We start from the raw sequence: 16,112 nt of genomic DNA, 5'->3' as shown, positions 1-16,112 counted from the left end.
AGGCGACTACAAAGGTCAGATCACCCCACAGGCCACCCGCGCTCCGCCACCACCCAGCGGTTCCGGATGATCAGCGTGGTTGTCGCCGCCGGCATGGATCATCAGCGCCTTGCCCTTGATCTCATCCAGCTTCTTGATGCGCGGAGCCAGCACCGGGTAGTCCGCCGTGCCGTCCTCGTTCACGTACAGCGCGGGCAGGTCGCCCAGATGGCCGTCACCGTAGGGCCCTGCATGCTTGCCGGTATCCTGCGGATCGAAATGACCGCCGGCGGCCTGGGCGGGGACCATTTCGCCGTCCTTCTCCGCCGGGTCGCAGCTGCCGTTCTCATGCACATGGAAACCGTGCACGCCCGGTTCCAGGGACTTCAGTGCCGGGGTAAACAGCAGTCCATACCGGGTTTCGCTGATCTCGATATGGCCGATTTCCTGCTGCTGCCCCTGGGCATCCACCAGGTGAATGGTCACCTGCTGCGAAGCAGCCTGGGCGCCAACCGCGGCCAGACTCAGGGCGCCGGCGAGCAGCAGTCTTGTAGGCGTGTTCATGTGGCTCTCCTCTGATGGGAATGGTCGGATTCCACATCATCGGACAGATACCAGGCCGGCTTGTTCAGGCTTTCAGCCGTGCCGGGCCGGGCGACGGAACAGGCGGCTCCCCAGACCGACCACGGCAAAGATCAGCGCCCCCGCGAGGATGCCGACCCCGGCGGACATCACCGTCGGCAGCAGGCCGCCGAGTACCGAGCCGATCCAGGGGAGTTCCAGACTGTGTTCGGCGGTGTTCTCGATCCAGTGGCCGAGGGCGTGGAAGCCGTGGGTGAGAATGCCGCCGCCCACCATGAACATCGCCGCAGTACCCACCACCGACAGGGTCTTCATCAGCCAGGGCGCCAGCCACAGCAGGGCACCACCGAGCTTCTGCGAAAGGCCGCTGCCACGCTGACACAGGGCCAGCCCGGCGTCGTCGAGCTTGACAATGCCCGCTACCAGTCCATAGACACCAACAGTGACGGCCAGGGCAATGGTCGACAGCACCAGTACCTGGGTGGTGAAGGTGGCGGCGGCGACCGTACCCAGGGTAATGGCGACGATCTCCGCCGAGAGGATGAAATCGGTACGCACGGCGCCGCTGATCTTGTCCTTCTCGAAGGCCACCAGATCCACCTTGGGGTCGCTCAGCGCCTGCAGCTTCTCTGCATGCCGTTCACTGTCGTCATGCAGGAAGCGGTGCGCCAGCTTCTCGAAACCCTCGTAACAGAGAAAGGCGCCACCCAGCATCAGCAGTGGCGTTATCAACCAGGGAATGAAGGCGCTGATCAGCAGGGCCCCCGGGACCAGAATCACCTTGTTGCGCAGCGACCCCTTGGCCACCGCCCAGACCACCGGCAGCTCCCGCTCGGCGCGAACGCCGGTGACCTGCTGGGCATTCAGCGCCAGGTCATCTCCCAGCACCCCGGCGGTCTTCTTCGCCGCCACCTTGCTCATCAGGGATACGTCGTCGAGCAGGGTGGCAATATCGTCAAGCAGGGCCAGCAGACTGGAAGCCAAGGGGGACACCTCATCGTATCGGGATACCCTGCATTATTGTCGCCGGCGGGGGTTTCAGCCAATCATTGATCAGAACGCACTGCGCCCCCGAAGTGGGGGCGCAGTAATGGTGCCGACAGGGTTACAGCATGCGCCGCAGCACGCCGTCCTTCTTCACCAGCTGATGCAGCAGGGCCATGCCGACGTGGCCCACCACCAGGATAAGCAGGGTCCAGGCGATCAGCGAATGGACGCTGCCCAGGGTCGCCATCCATTCGATGTCGGTGGCCCCACGGGCCACCAGCTGCTTGCCGAACGGGGACCAGCCGTAGCCATTGCCAATCATGATCATCAGCCCGGTGATCGGCAGCAGCAGCATGCACAGGTAAAGCAACCCGTGGCCGGCCTTGACCAGCAGAGCGGTCGCCGGATCCTGCTCGGGTCGGTTTTTCCTCTGCCCGACGGCCCAGAGAATGCGCAGTACTATCAATACCAGCAGCAGCGAGCCGATGGAGATGTGCCAGGGCACCAGTGTCTGGCCGACCCAGTGCTCACCGTCGTTGATGCGGTCGAAGAACTTGAGGAACTGCCAGACGATCAGCAGCCCCATGCCCCAGTGGAAGAACCGGGTTAAAGCGCCATAGCGCTCCTTCGAATCATTCATGTCCTGCTCCTTGTCATCACTTCAAAGTCCGCTGCCGGAGTATATCCGCACATGTCATCGGGTATATATACCGGCTCAATCAAAACGGAACGCGGAAATGGTGGTCTGCATCACCCGTTCCGAATAGATCTTCAGCCCCGGCGCCGCGCCCCCCGCTCCGGCAGCCACCAGCAGCGGAATCAGGTGTTCCTCATGACCCCGGGGGTGACACTGGTAGGCCTGGGGCGCGGCGGCCCAGTCGGTGAGCAATCGCTCGCGCTCGGCCGCCGGGCTCTGCACCGCACGGGTCAGCCAGTCATCAAACTCGTCGGACACCGGCCCGAAGCGGGCATCGCCATAGGCCCGCATGTTATGGAAGCTCATGCCGCTGCCGATGATCAGGATATTGCGCTCGCGCAGCGTCTCCAGCGCACGGCCCACAGCCAGATGCGCCGCCGGATCCAGATCGCTGCGCAGGGACAGCTGCAGTACCGGAATGTCCGCCTCGGGAAACACCAGCTTGAGCGGGATGAACATGCCATGGTCGTAGCCACGCTCGGGGTCCACCTGCGCCGGCAGCTGTGCCGCATTCAGCATCTCTGCCAGCTCGCCGGCCAGGGTCGGCGCACCCGGTGCCGGATAGGTCAGCTCATAGGTATGCTGAGGAAAGCCGTAATAGTCATAGATAAGTTCCGGCCGGGGATGGCCGGTCAGCCGGAACTGCGGTTCGAGCCAATGCGCCGAGACCATCACGATGGCACTCGGACGCTGGGGCAGGGTGCTGGCCAGGCCCCGCAGAAAACGCCCCATGCCGGCCCAGGTATCCGCCGGGTTCCAGTCCATGAAGAAACAGGGACCGCCGCCATGGGGAATGAACAGCGTCGGCTGACGCGTATCTTGTTGACCGTGCATGGATACACCCTCCAACTCTGTAGGCCGCCAGTATGGCTGCCCACCATGGGCATGAGAACAGGCTAATATTATCTGACACTTATGACTGATAGTAGGAAATGGGGATCGTGTTACCAGCATGCGGGTTTTCGTACGTGCCGCCAGCGCCGGCAGCCTGTCTGCTGCGGCGCGCCATCTGGGCATGTCCCCGGCCATGGCAACCAAGCATGTGAATGCACTGGAAGCCCGTCTCGGGGTCAAGCTGTTTCACCGCACCACAAGGCGCCTGAGCCTGACCGAGGCGGGCAGCAATTATCTGGACGCCTGCCAGCGCATCCTCCCGGAAATCGATGAGTCCGAAGCGGCGGCGGCCTCCCAGCGGGTCAAGGCCAGCGGGCTGCTGAGGATGAACGTGCCGCTGTCCTTCGGCATCCGCTATGTGGCACCGCTGCTCGCCGAGTTCAGTCACCGGCACCCGGAGGTCAGGGTCGAGCTGGGGTTGAGCGATGCCCATCTGGATCTGATTGCCGGCAGCTGGGACCTGGCGATCCGTATCGGACGGCTGGCGGACAGCCCGCTGCAGACCCGCCAGCTGGGCGACAGCTGCATGAAGGTCTGCGCAGCACCGGCCTATCTGGACCAGCGGGGAGTACCGCGCACCGTCAGCGAGCTGGCCCAGCACAACTGCCTGAGCTACACCCTGTCGGCCATGCAGGACAGCCGCCACTGGGCATTCGGCCCGGACGGGGAGGTCAAGGTAGCGATCAACGGCGACCTGCTGGCCAACAATGGGGATGCCCTGCTGGCGGCGGCGGTGGCAGGTCAGGGCATCATCTATCAGCCACACTTCATCGTCGGCACGGCGTTGAAACAGGGGCAGCTGGTGGAGCTGGAACTGGACAAGCCGGTAGTGAAGCTGGGCGGCATCCATGTGCTCTATCCCCCGGATCGCCGTCCACCGGCCAAGGTGCGGGTAATGATCGACTATCTGGCCCAGGAGTTCGAGCGGGCACCGCCGTAAGGTGTGCCATGCACGCCATCGCCCCGGGGTCGGGGCTGCTACCGAAATGGCGCGCGGGATTCCTGCAGGTTGTCCGGTCGCTCGATCACTATCCGCTCGCGCAGCCAGGCAGCGAATTCGGATTCGCTGAGGGAGCCTTCGGCCAGGCCCATGTATTGCGGGTAAAGCTCGACATCATCGGCTTCCAGATGCCCATCGTTAAGCTCGATGAATACCTCACACATGACCGCTGCAGTACGCTTGTTCCCATCAACGAAGGGATGATTACGGGCCAGGCCATGGGCCAGACTGGCTGCCAGGTCAGCCAGATCCGGGGGCGGGTGACCGTAGGCAAACAATTGCTGCGGTCGCGCCAGTGCGGAGTCCAGCAACCCTGAGTCCCGCACGCCGCTGCCGCCACCGTGCTCGGCCAGCTGCCGGTCATGAATGGCCAGCGTCAGTTCTCGGCTGATCCAGACAATCATGTCCACGCCCTCACTGAGCCAGTTTATGCAGCAGGGCGCGACGTTTGCGCATGACCCGGTCAGCCACCTCCATCTGCTCCGCCAGTGTCGGGTCAAAGGTGGTCAGCTTGATGCCGTCCGGGGTTTCCAGCACATAGAGTTCGTCGCCCTTTTCCAGGCGCAGGCGGGCGAGAATTTCCTTGGGCAGGATGATGCCGGCTGAGTTGCCGATGCTGGTGATCTTGAGTTTCATGGCGGTCTCCCGAGTGAGTTATAACAAACGGTATAACCAGATTGATCAAAATACAAGCAGCCCCTTCTATTCCTGTGACGCCGTAGCCATTACAATGCGCCGCCGTCCTTCCAGGCGGTTCACTCCATTTCTACCTCAGGTACCTGTCTTGATCTCCACCGCCAACATCACCATGCAGTTCGGCGCACGCCCGCTGTTCGAGAACGTCTCCGTCAAATTCGGTAACGGCAACCGTTACGGCCTGATCGGCGCCAACGGCTGCGGCAAGTCGACCTTCATGAAGATCCTCGGTGGCGAGCTGGAACCCTCCGCCGGTCAGGTGATGCTCGAGCCCAACACCCGGCTGGGCAAGCTGCGTCAGGATCAGTTCGCCTATGAAGACTTCAGTGTGATCGATACCGTGATCATGGGCCATGCCGAGCTGTGGCAGGTCAAGGCCGAGCGCGACCGCATCTACTCGCTGGCGCAGATGAGCGAGGAAGACGGCATGGCGGTGGCCGAGCTGGAGGTGCAATTTGCCGAAATGGACGGCTATACCGCGGAATCCCGCGCCGGTGAGCTGCTGCTCGGGCTGGGGATCCCGCTGGAGCAGCACTTCGGCCCGATGAGCGAAGTGGCACCGGGCTGGAAACTGCGGGTGTTGCTGGCCCAGGCGCTGTTTTCCGATCCGGATGTACTGCTGCTGGACGAGCCCACCAACCATCTGGATATCCACACCATCCGCTGGCTGGAAGGGGTGCTGCGCGAGCGCAGCAGCACCATGATCATCATTTCCCACGATCGCCATTTCCTCAACAGCGTCTGCACCCATATGGCGGATCTGGATTACGGCGAGCTGCGTCTGTTCCCCGGCAACTACGACGAGTACATGACCGCCGCCACCCAGGCCCGGGAACGCCTGCTGTCGGACAACGCCAAGAAGAAGGCGCAGATCGCCGAGCTGCAGCAGTTCGTCAGCCGCTTCTCGGCCAATGCCTCCAAGGCCAAGCAGGCCACCAGCCGGGCGCGGCAGATCGACAAGATCCAGCTCGAGGAGGTCAAGCCCTCCAGCCGGGTCAGCCCCTTCATCCGCTTCGAGCAGCACAAGAAGCTGCATCGCCAGGCGGTGACCCTGGAGCAGGTCAGCCAGGGTTATGACGGCCAGGTGCTGTTCAGGAATCTCAGCCTGCAGATAGAAGCGGGCGAGCGCGTGGCCATCATCGGCCCCAACGGGATCGGCAAGACCACCCTGCTGCGCACCCTGGTCGGCGAAATGGCGCCCATGGCCGGTGAGGTCAAGTGGGCGGAGAGCGCCGATATCGGCTATTTCGCCCAGGACCACGCCGACGACTTCCGGGACGACTGCAGCCTGTTCGACTGGATGGCCCAGTGGACTCAGGGCGGCGAGCAGCTGGTGCGCGGCACCCTCGGCCGCATGCTGTTTTCCAACGACGAGATACAGAAGTCGGTAAAGGTGATTTCCGGGGGTGAGCAGGGGCGGATGCTGTTCGGCAAGCTGATCCTGCGCCGCGCCAACGTGATGGTCATGGACGAGCCGACCAACCACCTGGACATGGAGTCCATCGAGGCCCTGAACCTGGCGCTGGAGAACTATCCCGGCACCCTGATCTTCGTCAGCCATGACCGGGAGTTTGTCAGTTCCCTGGCCACCCGCATCATCGAACTGTCGGCCGACGGGGTGACCGATTTCAGCGGCAGTTACGACGACTACCTGCGCAGCCTGGGCGTACCGGCCTGATCAGCCGAGCACGGGCGTCAGCCAGTGCCAGAGAAAGCGCCCGTCCAGCACCAGTCGGTCCAGCCAGATCAGCTGGTGCAGGCCGATGATGGCCCACAGGGTCACCAGGTAGCTGGTCTTGCGGGTCTTGTGCCGGAACAGCTGCTGGGCGATCAGGGTACCCGGCCAGCCGCCCAGCAGTTCCACGCCATGCAGGGTCTTCTCCGGCGTACGCCAGCGACCCTTCTGCGCGCTGTGCTTGTCCGACCAGAACAGCAGCAGGCTGGTGACGCTGGCCAGCAGATAGGCGGCCAGTACCCAGACCACCCCTTCCCTGAGCAGACTCCAGCTGCCCACCAGGGGCAGGGTCAGCAATACCGCCAGTACCGATAGCTTGAAACGCACGGCAAGAATGGCCGGGGGCCGCCGGGACTGGCGTTGACCACGCACAGCGGCCGCCGGCTCCTGCCGCCGTTGCTCGCGGGGTTTTCGCCGTATCGCCGGCCGATCCACCGCCAGCTCCACAGCGCGCATATGCTCGGCGCGGGGACGGCCATCGGCATCCCGCCCGGCAACAAAGAGGACACGCTCGCCCTGCACCGGGCGCTGCGCACCCCGGACCGCGGAGATATGCACGAACACGCGCTTGCCGCCGTCATCGGGCTGGATGAAACCAAAGCCCCTGTCATCGTTCCAGCTCTGCAGCACACCGGGCTGTTCCATCAGACCTCTCCGGGATCAGTAGAAAGATCCCGGTATTGTGCGGCAATCGACGACCGGGAGATAGTCGCAGCGCCTGCTGAATGCCAGCAAGGCTGCCTGTCAGTTGAGCAGGGTGCTGGTCGTCTCGACGAACACCTGGCCTTTCTCCCTGACCACTTCGGGCTTGTTGGTTTCCGAGGCTATATGGACCTCTTCCAGCACCTCGGCGGTCTGCTCCAGATCAGCCTGGATCTTGTGCAGGGCGTTCTCCAGCGTGTAGGTCAGCATGTGAACTTCATGCAGTTCCATCGCACCCAGCTCCTCCTTGTCCAGCAGAGCCTGGAGCTTCTCGCTGTATTCACCCAGATTGGTAACGGCCTGCTGCAGGGTCTCGGCCGGCTCACCCTTGGCGTGGGCGGGGCGATCACTGTCTGCCCAGCTGGCAGCGCTCAGACCTATCGCGATGATTCCGACAAACAGACGCATTCTTTGCTGCATGGGGATTCTCCCTGGTAGTACCCGACATGGGCGAGGTACAGAAAATACTACCATTGATAATCATTCGCAATTGTTAATACATCTGAATGCGGCTTTTATACGGCGAGGGCGCGTGAAGTTTCAATTGGAGGCCAACCGCCACAGACGGGCAATGTCCTCGGATCGGGCACTGAGCAGCTGCTCCGCATTGCTCATCGCCTGCTGCAGGCTGAGGGGGCCGGGTGCCAGACTGAAGGCCGCCTGGATACCAGCGTCATACAGCTGCTGATAGCCCTCGCCCAGGCTGCCCGCCAGGGCAATGACCGGGACGCCGGCCGCGGCGGCGATTCGCGCGACGCCCACCGGGGTCTTGCCATGCAGGCTCTGGCCGTCCAGCCGCCCTTCCCCGGTAATCACCAGATCCGCACCCCGTACCGCCTGCTCCAGCCCGGACAGCTCCGCCACCAACTCGATACCGGGGCGGAAGGCCGCACGCAGGACGGTACGCAAGGCAAACCCCAGACCTCCGGCAGCACCGACGCCGGGAACGTCGCGCTCATCGCGCCCCAGCGTCTGCGCCATGATATCGGCATAATGCGCCAGCGCCCGGTCCAGCTCGGCGACCTGGTCCGGAGTTGCGCCCTTCTGCGGGCCGAATACATGGGAGGCGCCGCGGGGACCGCACAGGGGATTGTCCACGTCCGCGGCGACCAGAATCTCGACCCCGGCCAGTCGGGGATCCAGCCCCTGGAGATCGATCCGGGTCAGCTGCTGCAGGGCAGCGCCGCCGCGTTCCAGGGGACGCCCCCGGGCGTCCAGCAGCCGTGCCCCCAGCGCCTCCAGCAGCCCCGCTCCGCCGTCGTTGGTGGCACTGCCGCCGATCCCCAGGATGATCCGCCGGGCACCGGCATCCAGCGCCGCCAGTACCAGCTCGCCGGTGCCGAAGGTGGTGGTCATCAGGGGATTGCGCTGCGGCGGGGCGACCCAGTGCAGGCCGCTGGCTGCGGCCATCTCGATCACTGCCTGGCCGTTGCCCAGCCAGCCCCAGTGCGCCAGTACCGGCTCATCCAGGGGACCGCATACCCGTTGTTCCCGGCGCTCGCCCCCGGTAGCAGCGAGCAGGGCATCGACTGTCCCCTCACCCCCATCGGCCATGGGACACAGATGCAGCAGGGCATCGGGGAAGACCCGCCGCCAGCCCGTGGCTATGGCCGCCGCCACCGCTTCGGCGGGCAGACTTTCCTTGAACGAATCCGGGGCAATGACCAGTTTCATCACAGCAGCACCAGACTGAGCAGCCACACGCAGATGATACCCACCACACCCTGGATCAGGGTCGCCATGGTCTGCGCCTGATAGGCGGTCGCCACCTTCATCCGACTGAACTGGGTGACCACCCAGAAGAAACTGTCATTGGCATGGGATACCGTCATGCCACCGGCACCGATGGCCATGACGGTGAGTACCCGGCCCATCTCGCTGTCCAGACCGAGCTGACCGAGCATGGGCGCGACCAGCGCCGAGGTGGTCACCAGAGCGACGGTGGTGGACCCCTGGGCGGTCTTCAGCGCGGCGGCAACGACAAAGGGCATGAACAGACCTATGCCCAGCGCGGACAGGGTCTGGCCGAGATAGTCTCCCAGCGGGGTCGCGGTCAGCACCGCGCCGAAGGCACCCCCGGCCCCGGTGATCAGCAGTATGGGCGCCGAGGCGACGATGCCCTCGGCAACCCGCTGATGGAACTCCTGACGCTTGTCATCGGACTTGAGCAGCGTACAGGCCAGCGCCAGCCCCACAGCAAGGGCAAAGATCGGCTGGCCGAGGAAAGCGATGACCGAATACAGGGCGCCCTCGCCCAGCGGCCTGCCGGGCAGCGCGGCAATGGTACCCAGGCAGATCAGCAGGATGGGCACGAAGATGGGGGCGAAGGCGCGCAGGGGGCTGGGCAGCTCGCCATAGCTGTCGCGCATGGCCTGATAATCGTCGCTGTCGATCAGGGGAGCACCGTCCTGCTCCAGCTCGATGTCCCTGTCGATGAAGCGATTGGCCCAGAGCATGCCGGCCATGGCGGTGACGAAGGCCAGCGGCAGTCCCACCAGGATCACCAGCCCCAGGCTTGATCCCAGCCCCAGGTTCCCGGCCGCCGCGATCGGCCCCGGGGTGGGTGGGACAAAGGTGTGGGTTGCGTACAGGCCGGTCGCCAGCGCCACACTCATGGCCACCACCGAGACCTTCATGCGGGCCGCCAGGGCATTCTTCAGCGAATTGAGGATGACATAGCCGGAATCGCAGAACACCGGAATGGACACCAGATAACCGATGATGGAGATGGTCAGGGTAGGAAAGCGCTCACCCAGCAGACGGATGACGCTCTCGGCCATGGTGATAGCTGCGCCGCTGCGCTCCAGTATCACTCCGATGATGGTACCCAGGGCGATGACAATTCCGATGCCGCCGAGGATGCCGCCAAACCCCCGGGTAATGTGTCCACCAATCTCCAGCAGCGGCAGCTGATAGGCGAGCCCGGCCAGCAGGGCTGCACCGAGCAGGGCCAGGAACGGATGCAGTTTGAGCTTCGTCGTTACCAGCACGATGAAGACGATCAGGGCGGCCAGAATCAGAACCAGAGCCATTATGGTGTTTCCTGTATGAATGGTTGCAGGACCCAGCGGTGCTGGAAGTCTGCCTTTATTCAAGCACAGCTGCGGCTATCGCGGAAAACTCCCTAACCGAAGGGCGCTGCCAGTTGCTTGATCAGCGCCCGCTCCTCGCGCAGGAAGGCGAGGAAGGCCTCTGCCACCGGACTCAGGCGCTTACCCCGAGCATGCACCGCACACCAGCTGCGGAACAGCGGCAGATCAACGAAATCCAGCTGAACCAGCTGGCCGGTGCGCAGCCAGGCCGAGGCGCTGTGCGCCGCCACCAGCCCGATACCCAGCCCGGCGATGGCTGCCTGCACCACCGTCTCGCCCGAGCCCATCTCCATGACCTGCTGCAGATGCACGCGCTTCTGCTGGAAGAACTCGTCACAGGCCTTGCGTACCCCCGAGCCCACTTCACGCAGCAGCACCGTCTGCGACTCCAGCTCGGCCAGTTTCAGTTGCCGGCGCCCGACCAGCGGATGATCCGGTGCGGCCACGGCAATCACCGGATTGTTGAGGAAGGGAAAGAAGTCCAGCGCCCGGTCCGCCGGCACCATTTCCATCAGTACCAGATCATCGCGATTGTCACGCAGACGGCGAATGACCTCGGCGCGGGTACTGACCTCCAGCCGGAAGCTCACCTGGGGATGGCGCTGGCGAAAGGCCGCAAGCAGATGCGGGGTCAGATACTGGATGCTGCTGGCCACCGCCAGGCGCAGCTCACCGTGCAGGGTGCCCTGCAGGGCCTCGAGCTGCATATCGAGGATATCCAGCCGGTCGAAGATCTCGGTGCTGGCCGCCAGCAGCAGGTTGGCCGCCTCGGTCAGGTACAGCCTGCGCCCGACATACTCGAACAGCGGCTGGCCCACCAGCTCTTCCAGCTGGCGCATCTGCAGACTGACCGCCGGCTGGGTCAGCGCCATTGTCTCTGCCGTCCGGCTGTACGACAGGTTACCGCACAGAGTACGGAAAACCTGCAGCTGGCGCAGGGTAATTCGTTGCAGTTCCTTGCGCATGCAGGTCAGTTGCCCTCACATTGATGAAAGATGCGTTTAGTATTAGTTAATACTTATGCCAAATCCAATAATTATTCATTTTTCAGTCTTGCGGTTCCGGCCTACTGTTGAATCACCCCCGATCACCAACAGAGGAAAGGGACGTGATCAAGAAAATCCTGATCGCCAACCGTGGCGAGATTGCCGTACGCATTGTCCGCGCCTGCGCGGAAATGGGTATTCGTTCGGTGGCCATCTATTCCGACGCCGACCGATATGCCCTGCACGTCAAAAGGGCGGATGAATCCTATAACGTCGGCAGCGACCCGCTGGCCGGCTATCTGAACGCCCGTCAGCTGGTCAACCTGGCGGTAGAGACCGGCTGTGACGCTCTCCATCCGGGCTATGGCTTCCTGTCGGAGAACCCCGAGCTGGCGCGCATCTGTGCCGAGCGGGGTATCCGCTTCATCGGCCCTTCGGCGGATGTGATCGCACGCATGGGCGACAAGACCGAAGCACGCCGGGCGATGATCGCAGCGGGGGTACCGGTGACCCCTGGCTCCGCGGGCAATCTGGACAGTCTGGAAGCTGCCCTGGAGGAAGCCGATCGGGTCGGTTACCCGGTGATGCTCAAGGCCACCTCCGGTGGTGGCGGCCGCGGTATCCGCCGCTGCAACAACCGCGAAGAGCTGCAACAGGCCTGGCCACGGGTGATTTCCGAGGCGACCAAGGCCTTCGGCAGCGCCGATGTGTTCCTGGAAAAGTGCATCGTCAACCCCAAGCACATCGAAGCGCAGATCCTGGCCGACAGCTTCGGCAACACCGTGCACCTGTTCGAGCGCGACTGCTCGATCCAGCGGCGCAACCAGAAGTTGATCGAGATCGCTCCCAGCCCGCAGCTGACCCCTGAACAGCGCGCCTACATCGGCGATCTGGCGGTGCGCGCAGCACAGGCGGTGGGCTATGAGAACGCCGGCACCGTCGAGTTCCTGCTGGCCGACAATGAAGTCTACTTCATGGAGATGAACACCCGGGTGCAGGTGGAGCACACCATCACCGAGCAAATCACCGGCATCGATATCGTGCGCGAGCAGATCCGCATCGCCTCGGGCCTGCCGCTGTCGATGAAGCAGGAGGATATCGAGCATCGCGGCTATGCAATCCAGTTCCGCATCAACGCCGAGGACCCGAAGAACGACTTTCTGCCGTCCTTCGGCAAGATCACCCGGTACTACGCCCCCGGCGGCCCGGGTGTGCGGGTGGATACGGCGATCTATACCGGCTACACCATTCCGCCCTACTACGACTCCATGTGCCTGAAGCTGATCGTCTGGGCGAACAACTGGGAAGACGCGCTGGACCGCGGTTACCGCGCGCTGGACGACATGCATCTGCACGGGGTCAAGACCACCGAGCTGTATTACCAGGAAATCCTCAAGAATCCGGATTTCCGCAGTGGCGTGTTCGACACCAGCTTTGTCGATACCCACCCCGATCTGATCGACTATTCGGTCAAGAACAAACCCGAAGCGCTGGCCCTGGCCATTGCCGGCGCCATCGCCGCCTACGCCGGTCTTTGATTTCGAGCCGCGAGCCCGACGCTTGCCGCTGATGAGGAATGCACCATGAGCAAGAAACGCATCAACGTAACCGATACCATCCTGCGCGACGCCCACCAGTCCCTGCTGGCGACCCGCATGCGCACCGAAGACATGCTGCCGATCTGCCCCAAGCTGGACCAGGTCGGCTACTGGTCACTGGAAGTCTGGGGTGGCGCCACCTTTGACGCCTGCGTTCGCTTCCTCAAGGAGGATCCCTGGGAGCGTCTGCGCCAACTGCGCGCCGCGCTGCCCAATACCCGCCTGCAGATGCTGCTGCGCGGCCAGAACCTGCTCGGCTACCGCCATTACAGTGATGACGTGGTGCGCGCCTTCGTCGCCAAGGCGGCGGTCAACGGCATCGACGTGTTCCGCATCTTCGACGCGATGAACGACGTACGCAATCTGCACACCGCCATCGCGGCGGTCAAGGCGGCCGGCAAGCATGCCCAGGGCACCATCTGCTATACCACCAGCCCGGTGCACACTGTGGAGCTGTTCGTCGAGCAGGCCAAGGCCCTGGAAGCCATGGGCGTCGACTCGCTGGCCATCAAGGACATGGCCGGCCTGCTCACCCCCTTCGCCACCGGCGAACTGGTCGCTGCGCTCAAGGCCGCCACCAGCCTGCCGGTATTCATCCACTCCCATGACACCGCCGGTCTGGCCGCCATGTGCCAGCTCAAGGCCATCGAATGCGGCGCCGACAACATCGACACCGCCATCGGTTCCATGGCCTGGGGCACCAGCCACCCCGGCACCGAATCCATGGTCGCCGCGCTCAAGGGCACACCCTACGACACCGGCCTGGACCTGGAGCTGATTCAGGAAATCAGCATGTACTTCATGGAAGTGCGCAAGAAGTATCACCAGTTCGAGAGCCCCTTCACCGGCGTGGATACCCGGGTGCAGATCAACCAGGTACCGGGCGGGATGATGTCCAACCTGGCCAACCAGCTGAAGGAGCAGGGTGCACTGAACCGCATCAACGAGGTGTTCGACGAGATCCCGCGGGTACGCGCCGACCTCGGCTACCCGCCGCTGGTCACCCCGACCTCGCAGATCGTCGGTACCCAGGCCGTATTCAATGTGCTGGCCGGCGAGCGTTACAAGACCATTACCAACGAGGTCAAACTCTACCTTCAGGGCCGGTACGGCCAGGCGCCGGGCACCATCAACCCGGAGGTACAGGTCCGCGCCATCGGTGATGAGGAAGTGATCGACGTGCGCCCGGCGGATCTGCTCAAGCCGGAGATGGAACGCCTGCGCAGCGAGATCGGCAACCTGGCGAAAAGCGAGGAGGATGTGCTGACCTACGCCATGTTCCCGGATATCGGCCGCAAGTTCCTTGAGGAGCGTGCCGCCGGCACCCTGCAACCGGAAGTGCTGCTGCCGATCCCCACCGGCGACGAGCGCCCGGCCAAGGCCGAAGGCGTGGCCACCGAGTTCATGATCGATGTGCATGGCGAGAGCTACCGCATCGATATCACCGGGGTCGGCGTCAAGGGCGACGGCACCCGGCACTTCTACCTGAGCATCGACGGCATGCCGGAGGAAGTGGCCCTGACCGAGCTCAACCAGTTTGTCGGTGGTGCCGGCAAGGCCCGCGAGCGCGCCAGCAAGCCGGGACATGTGACTACCAGCATGCCCGGGAACATCGTAGATGTGCTGGTCGCCGAGGGCGACAAGGTCAAGGCCGGTCAGGCCGTGCTGGTAAGTGAGGCGATGAAGATGGAAAGCGAGATCCAGGCTGCCATCGATGGTACCGTCAAGGCCGTGCATGTGGCCAAGGGCGATCGCGTCAACCCGGGTGAAATCCTGATCGAGATCGAGGCCTGAGCCTATTGCGGGGAGCCCGGCTCCCCGCCAACCGCAGACAGAGAGCGAGCACATGCCATACAGAAAACTGAAGGGCGCCGACGACGCCATCTCCCAGATCGTTGATGGCTACATGCACTTCCACGAGGTGGTCTATCCCGATCAGCAGGAACTGTTCCACAAGCTGGCCTTCGAGCAGACCCCCAAGGCCATGTTCATTACCTGTGCCGACTCCCGCGTGGTACCGGAACTCATCACCCAGAGCTCGCCGGGCGACCTGTTCGTTACCCGCAACGTGGGTAACGTGGTACCGCCCTATGGCCAGATGCTCGGCGGCGTCTCCACCGCCATCGAATACGCGGTGGTGGCGCTGGGGGTCAAGCACATCATCATCTGCGGGCACTCCGACTGCGGCGCAATGAAGGCGGTGCTCAACCCCGAGCAATTGCGCGGCATGCCGACAGTGCGGGCCTGGCTGCAGCACTCGGAAGTGGCCAAGATAGTGGTGCAGGAGAACTGCTGCGACAAGCATGGCGACACCCTCGGCGTGCTGACCGAGGAGAACGTCGTCGCCCAGCTCGGTCACCTGGCCACCCACCCGTCGGTAGCATCACGCCTGGCCCGGGGCGAGCTGTTCATCCACGGCTGGGTCTACGATATCGAGACCAGCCAGATCCGCGCCTACGACATGGAAACCGGGGAGTTCCGCCGCATCGGAGACGGCCCCCTGCCGATGGCCAGCCCGAAGCCCCGTTATTGACAGTCCATCGGCTGCAGGCTGGTTCAGCCGGCGGTTTGCGTTATAATTGCCGGTTTCCGGCCATTGGCCTGCATTTCACTTCGAGCCACGCCCTGCCGCGTGGCTCTTTATTTTCAGTCATCAAGAGGCACGAAAATGACCGCACTGGTTGGCGTGATCATGGGCTCGAAGTCCGATTGGTCCACCATGAGCCATACGGCTGACATGCTGGAACAGCTGGGCATTCCCCATGAGGTGAAGGTAGTCTCCGCCCACCGCACCCCCGATCTGCTGTTCGACTATGCCGCCTCGGCAGCCGACCGTGGTATCGAGGTGATCATTGCCGGCGCCGGTGGTGCTGCGCACCTGCCGGGCATGTGCGCGGCCAAGACCCACCTGCCGGTGCTCGGCGTGCCGGTGCAGTCCTCGATGCTCTCCGGCGTCGACTCGCTGCTGTCGATAGTGCAGATGCCCGCCGGGGTTCCCGTCGCTACCCTGGCCATCGGCAAGGCCGGTGCGGTGAATGCCGCGCTGCTGGCCGCCAGCATCCTCGGCGCCCGCCATCCGCAGTTCCATCAGGCGCTGAAGGAGTTTCGCGCCACCCAGACCGATACCGTATTGGATAACCCGGACCCCCGTCAGGCTTGAGGAG

The 16,112-nt window shown here is 63.7% G+C and carries 17 protein-coding genes; 6 read left to right on the top strand and 11 right to left on the bottom strand.

The window, feature by feature from the left end; translation table 11 throughout:
• Positions 1-15: 15 nt before the first annotated feature.
• The 4 genes from sodC to VF673_RS06145 form a co-directional block, all read right to left on the bottom strand.
• Complete coding sequence (gene sodC / locus VF673_RS06160; protein ID WP_440291281.1) at positions 16-543, bottom strand: superoxide dismutase [Cu-Zn] SodC; 528 nt, start codon at positions 541-543, stop codon at positions 16-18.
• Positions 544-615: 72 nt separating this feature from the next.
• The gene (locus tag VF673_RS06155) at positions 616-1,545 is read right to left on the bottom strand and encodes a DUF808 domain-containing protein (RefSeq protein WP_090539393.1); all 930 of its coding nucleotides are present in this window, start codon (positions 1,543-1,545) and stop codon (positions 616-618) included.
• Positions 1,546-1,666: 121 nt separating this feature from the next.
• Entirely contained in the window at positions 1,667-2,188 is a 522-nt protein-coding gene (locus VF673_RS06150; protein ID WP_273124438.1) for a cytochrome b, read from the bottom strand.
• A 75-nt stretch (positions 2,189-2,263) separates the two neighbouring features.
• Positions 2,264-3,079 (bottom strand): DODA-type extradiol aromatic ring-opening family dioxygenase, encoded by an 816-nt coding sequence (locus VF673_RS06145; RefSeq protein WP_440291280.1) that lies wholly within the window; start codon positions 3,077-3,079, stop codon positions 2,264-2,266.
• 118 nt (positions 3,080-3,197) lie between these two features.
• Between VF673_RS06145 and VF673_RS06140 the strand changes: the two genes are divergently transcribed.
• Positions 3,198-4,079, top strand: coding sequence for a LysR family transcriptional regulator (locus VF673_RS06140; protein ID WP_440291279.1), 882 nt, complete (start codon positions 3,198-3,200; stop codon positions 4,077-4,079).
• Positions 4,080-4,117: 38 nt separating this feature from the next.
• Here the strand turns inward: VF673_RS06140 and VF673_RS06135 are convergent, their stop codons facing one another.
• Together VF673_RS06135 and VF673_RS06130 are read right to left on the bottom strand one after the other, a co-directional pair.
• Complete coding sequence (locus tag VF673_RS06135; RefSeq protein ID WP_440291278.1) at positions 4,118-4,543, bottom strand: type II toxin-antitoxin system death-on-curing family toxin; 426 nt, start codon at positions 4,541-4,543, stop codon at positions 4,118-4,120.
• 10 nt (positions 4,544-4,553) lie between these two features.
• Positions 4,554-4,775, bottom strand: a complete 222-nt coding sequence (locus VF673_RS06130) for an AbrB/MazE/SpoVT family DNA-binding domain-containing protein (RefSeq protein ID WP_440291277.1) — start codon at positions 4,773-4,775, stop codon at positions 4,554-4,556.
• 148 nt (positions 4,776-4,923) lie between these two features.
• On the opposite strand from VF673_RS06130, the gene VF673_RS06125 reads away from it, so the two are divergent.
• Positions 4,924-6,513, top strand: a complete 1,590-nt coding sequence (locus tag VF673_RS06125; protein ID WP_320331476.1) for an ABC-F family ATPase — start codon at positions 4,924-4,926, stop codon at positions 6,511-6,513.
• Here VF673_RS06125 and VF673_RS06120 read toward each other — a convergent pair whose 3' ends face one another.
• From VF673_RS06120 to VF673_RS06100, 5 genes are all read right to left on the bottom strand, one after another.
• Positions 6,514-7,215, bottom strand: a complete 702-nt coding sequence (locus VF673_RS06120) for a DUF1294 domain-containing protein (protein WP_440291276.1) — start codon at positions 7,213-7,215, stop codon at positions 6,514-6,516.
• 99 nt (positions 7,216-7,314) lie between these two features.
• Entirely contained in the window at positions 7,315-7,692 is a 378-nt protein-coding gene (locus tag VF673_RS06115) for a DUF6746 family protein (protein ID WP_143084181.1), read from the bottom strand.
• A gap of 120 nt (positions 7,693-7,812) precedes the next feature.
• Positions 7,813-8,946 carry a glycerate kinase gene (locus tag VF673_RS06110; RefSeq protein ID WP_440291275.1) on the bottom strand — a complete coding sequence of 378 codons (1,134 nt, stop codon included), beginning with the start codon at positions 8,944-8,946 and terminating at the stop codon, positions 7,813-7,815.
• Positions 8,946-10,304, bottom strand: a complete 1,359-nt coding sequence (locus VF673_RS06105; protein ID WP_440291274.1) for a GntP family permease — start codon at positions 10,302-10,304, stop codon at positions 8,946-8,948. The genes VF673_RS06110 and VF673_RS06105 overlap by 1 nt, the downstream gene beginning before the upstream one ends.
• Positions 10,305-10,396: 92 nt before the next feature.
• Entirely contained in the window at positions 10,397-11,329 is a 933-nt protein-coding gene (locus VF673_RS06100; RefSeq protein ID WP_440291273.1) for a LysR family transcriptional regulator, read from the bottom strand.
• A gap of 143 nt (positions 11,330-11,472) precedes the next feature.
• On the opposite strand from VF673_RS06100, the gene VF673_RS06095 reads away from it, so the two are divergent.
• The 4 genes from VF673_RS06095 (at position 11,473) to purE (ending at position 16,108) form a co-directional block, all read left to right on the top strand.
• Positions 11,473-12,888: an acetyl-CoA carboxylase biotin carboxylase subunit gene (locus tag VF673_RS06095; protein WP_440291272.1), complete on the top strand. Its 1,416-nt coding sequence runs from the start codon at positions 11,473-11,475 to the stop codon at positions 12,886-12,888.
• 45 nt (positions 12,889-12,933) lie between these two features.
• Entirely contained in the window at positions 12,934-14,742 is a 1,809-nt protein-coding gene (oadA, locus tag VF673_RS06090; RefSeq protein ID WP_440291271.1) for a sodium-extruding oxaloacetate decarboxylase subunit alpha, read from the top strand.
• Between the two features lie 52 nt (positions 14,743-14,794).
• The gene (locus tag VF673_RS06085; protein WP_440291270.1) at positions 14,795-15,481 is read left to right on the top strand and encodes a carbonic anhydrase; all 687 of its coding nucleotides are present in this window, start codon (positions 14,795-14,797) and stop codon (positions 15,479-15,481) included.
• A gap of 135 nt (positions 15,482-15,616) precedes the next feature.
• Positions 15,617-16,108 (top strand): 5-(carboxyamino)imidazole ribonucleotide mutase, encoded by a 492-nt coding sequence (gene purE / locus VF673_RS06080; protein ID WP_090539421.1) that lies wholly within the window; start codon positions 15,617-15,619, stop codon positions 16,106-16,108.
• Positions 16,109-16,112: the final 4 nt, after the last annotated feature.

Origin of the sequence: Halopseudomonas sp. Lyrl_26 (assembly GCF_051948695.1) — a bacterium.
In the GTDB taxonomy this organism is placed as follows: Bacteria; Pseudomonadota; Gammaproteobacteria; order Pseudomonadales; family Pseudomonadaceae; genus Halopseudomonas; species Halopseudomonas formosensis.
The sequence above is the reverse complement of the archived record's forward strand: the minus strand, read 5'-3'. Positions and strand labels throughout refer to the sequence as shown.

Coding starts and splice junctions, on each gene's coding strand:
- VF673_RS06110 (WP_440291275.1), bottom strand. CDS start 8,946: ATGAAACTGGTCATTGCCCCGGATTCGTTCAAGGAAAGTCTGCCCGCC.
- VF673_RS06085 (WP_440291270.1), top strand. CDS start 14,795: ATGCCATACAGAAAACTGAAGGGCGCCGACGACGCCATCTCCCAGATC.
- VF673_RS06135 (WP_440291278.1), bottom strand. CDS start 4,543: ATGATTGTCTGGATCAGCCGAGAACTGACGCTGGCCATTCATGACCGG.
- VF673_RS06115 (WP_143084181.1), bottom strand. CDS start 7,692: ATGCAGCAAAGAATGCGTCTGTTTGTCGGAATCATCGCGATAGGTCTG.
- purE (WP_090539421.1), top strand. CDS start 15,617: ATGACCGCACTGGTTGGCGTGATCATGGGCTCGAAGTCCGATTGGTCC.
- VF673_RS06150 (WP_273124438.1), bottom strand. CDS start 2,188: ATGAATGATTCGAAGGAGCGCTATGGCGCTTTAACCCGGTTCTTCCAC.
- VF673_RS06145 (WP_440291280.1), bottom strand. CDS start 3,079: ATGCACGGTCAACAAGATACGCGTCAGCCGACGCTGTTCATTCCCCAT.
- VF673_RS06120 (WP_440291276.1), bottom strand. CDS start 7,215: ATGGAACAGCCCGGTGTGCTGCAGAGCTGGAACGATGACAGGGGCTTT.
- VF673_RS06130 (WP_440291277.1), bottom strand. CDS start 4,775: ATGAAACTCAAGATCACCAGCATCGGCAACTCAGCCGGCATCATCCTG.
- VF673_RS06100 (WP_440291273.1), bottom strand. CDS start 11,329: ATGCGCAAGGAACTGCAACGAATTACCCTGCGCCAGCTGCAGGTTTTC.
- sodC (WP_440291281.1), bottom strand. CDS start 543: ATGAACACGCCTACAAGACTGCTGCTCGCCGGCGCCCTGAGTCTGGCC.
- oadA (WP_440291271.1), top strand. CDS start 12,934: ATGAGCAAGAAACGCATCAACGTAACCGATACCATCCTGCGCGACGCC.
- VF673_RS06140 (WP_440291279.1), top strand. CDS start 3,198: ATGCGGGTTTTCGTACGTGCCGCCAGCGCCGGCAGCCTGTCTGCTGCG.
- VF673_RS06105 (WP_440291274.1), bottom strand. CDS start 10,304: ATGGCTCTGGTTCTGATTCTGGCCGCCCTGATCGTCTTCATCGTGCTG.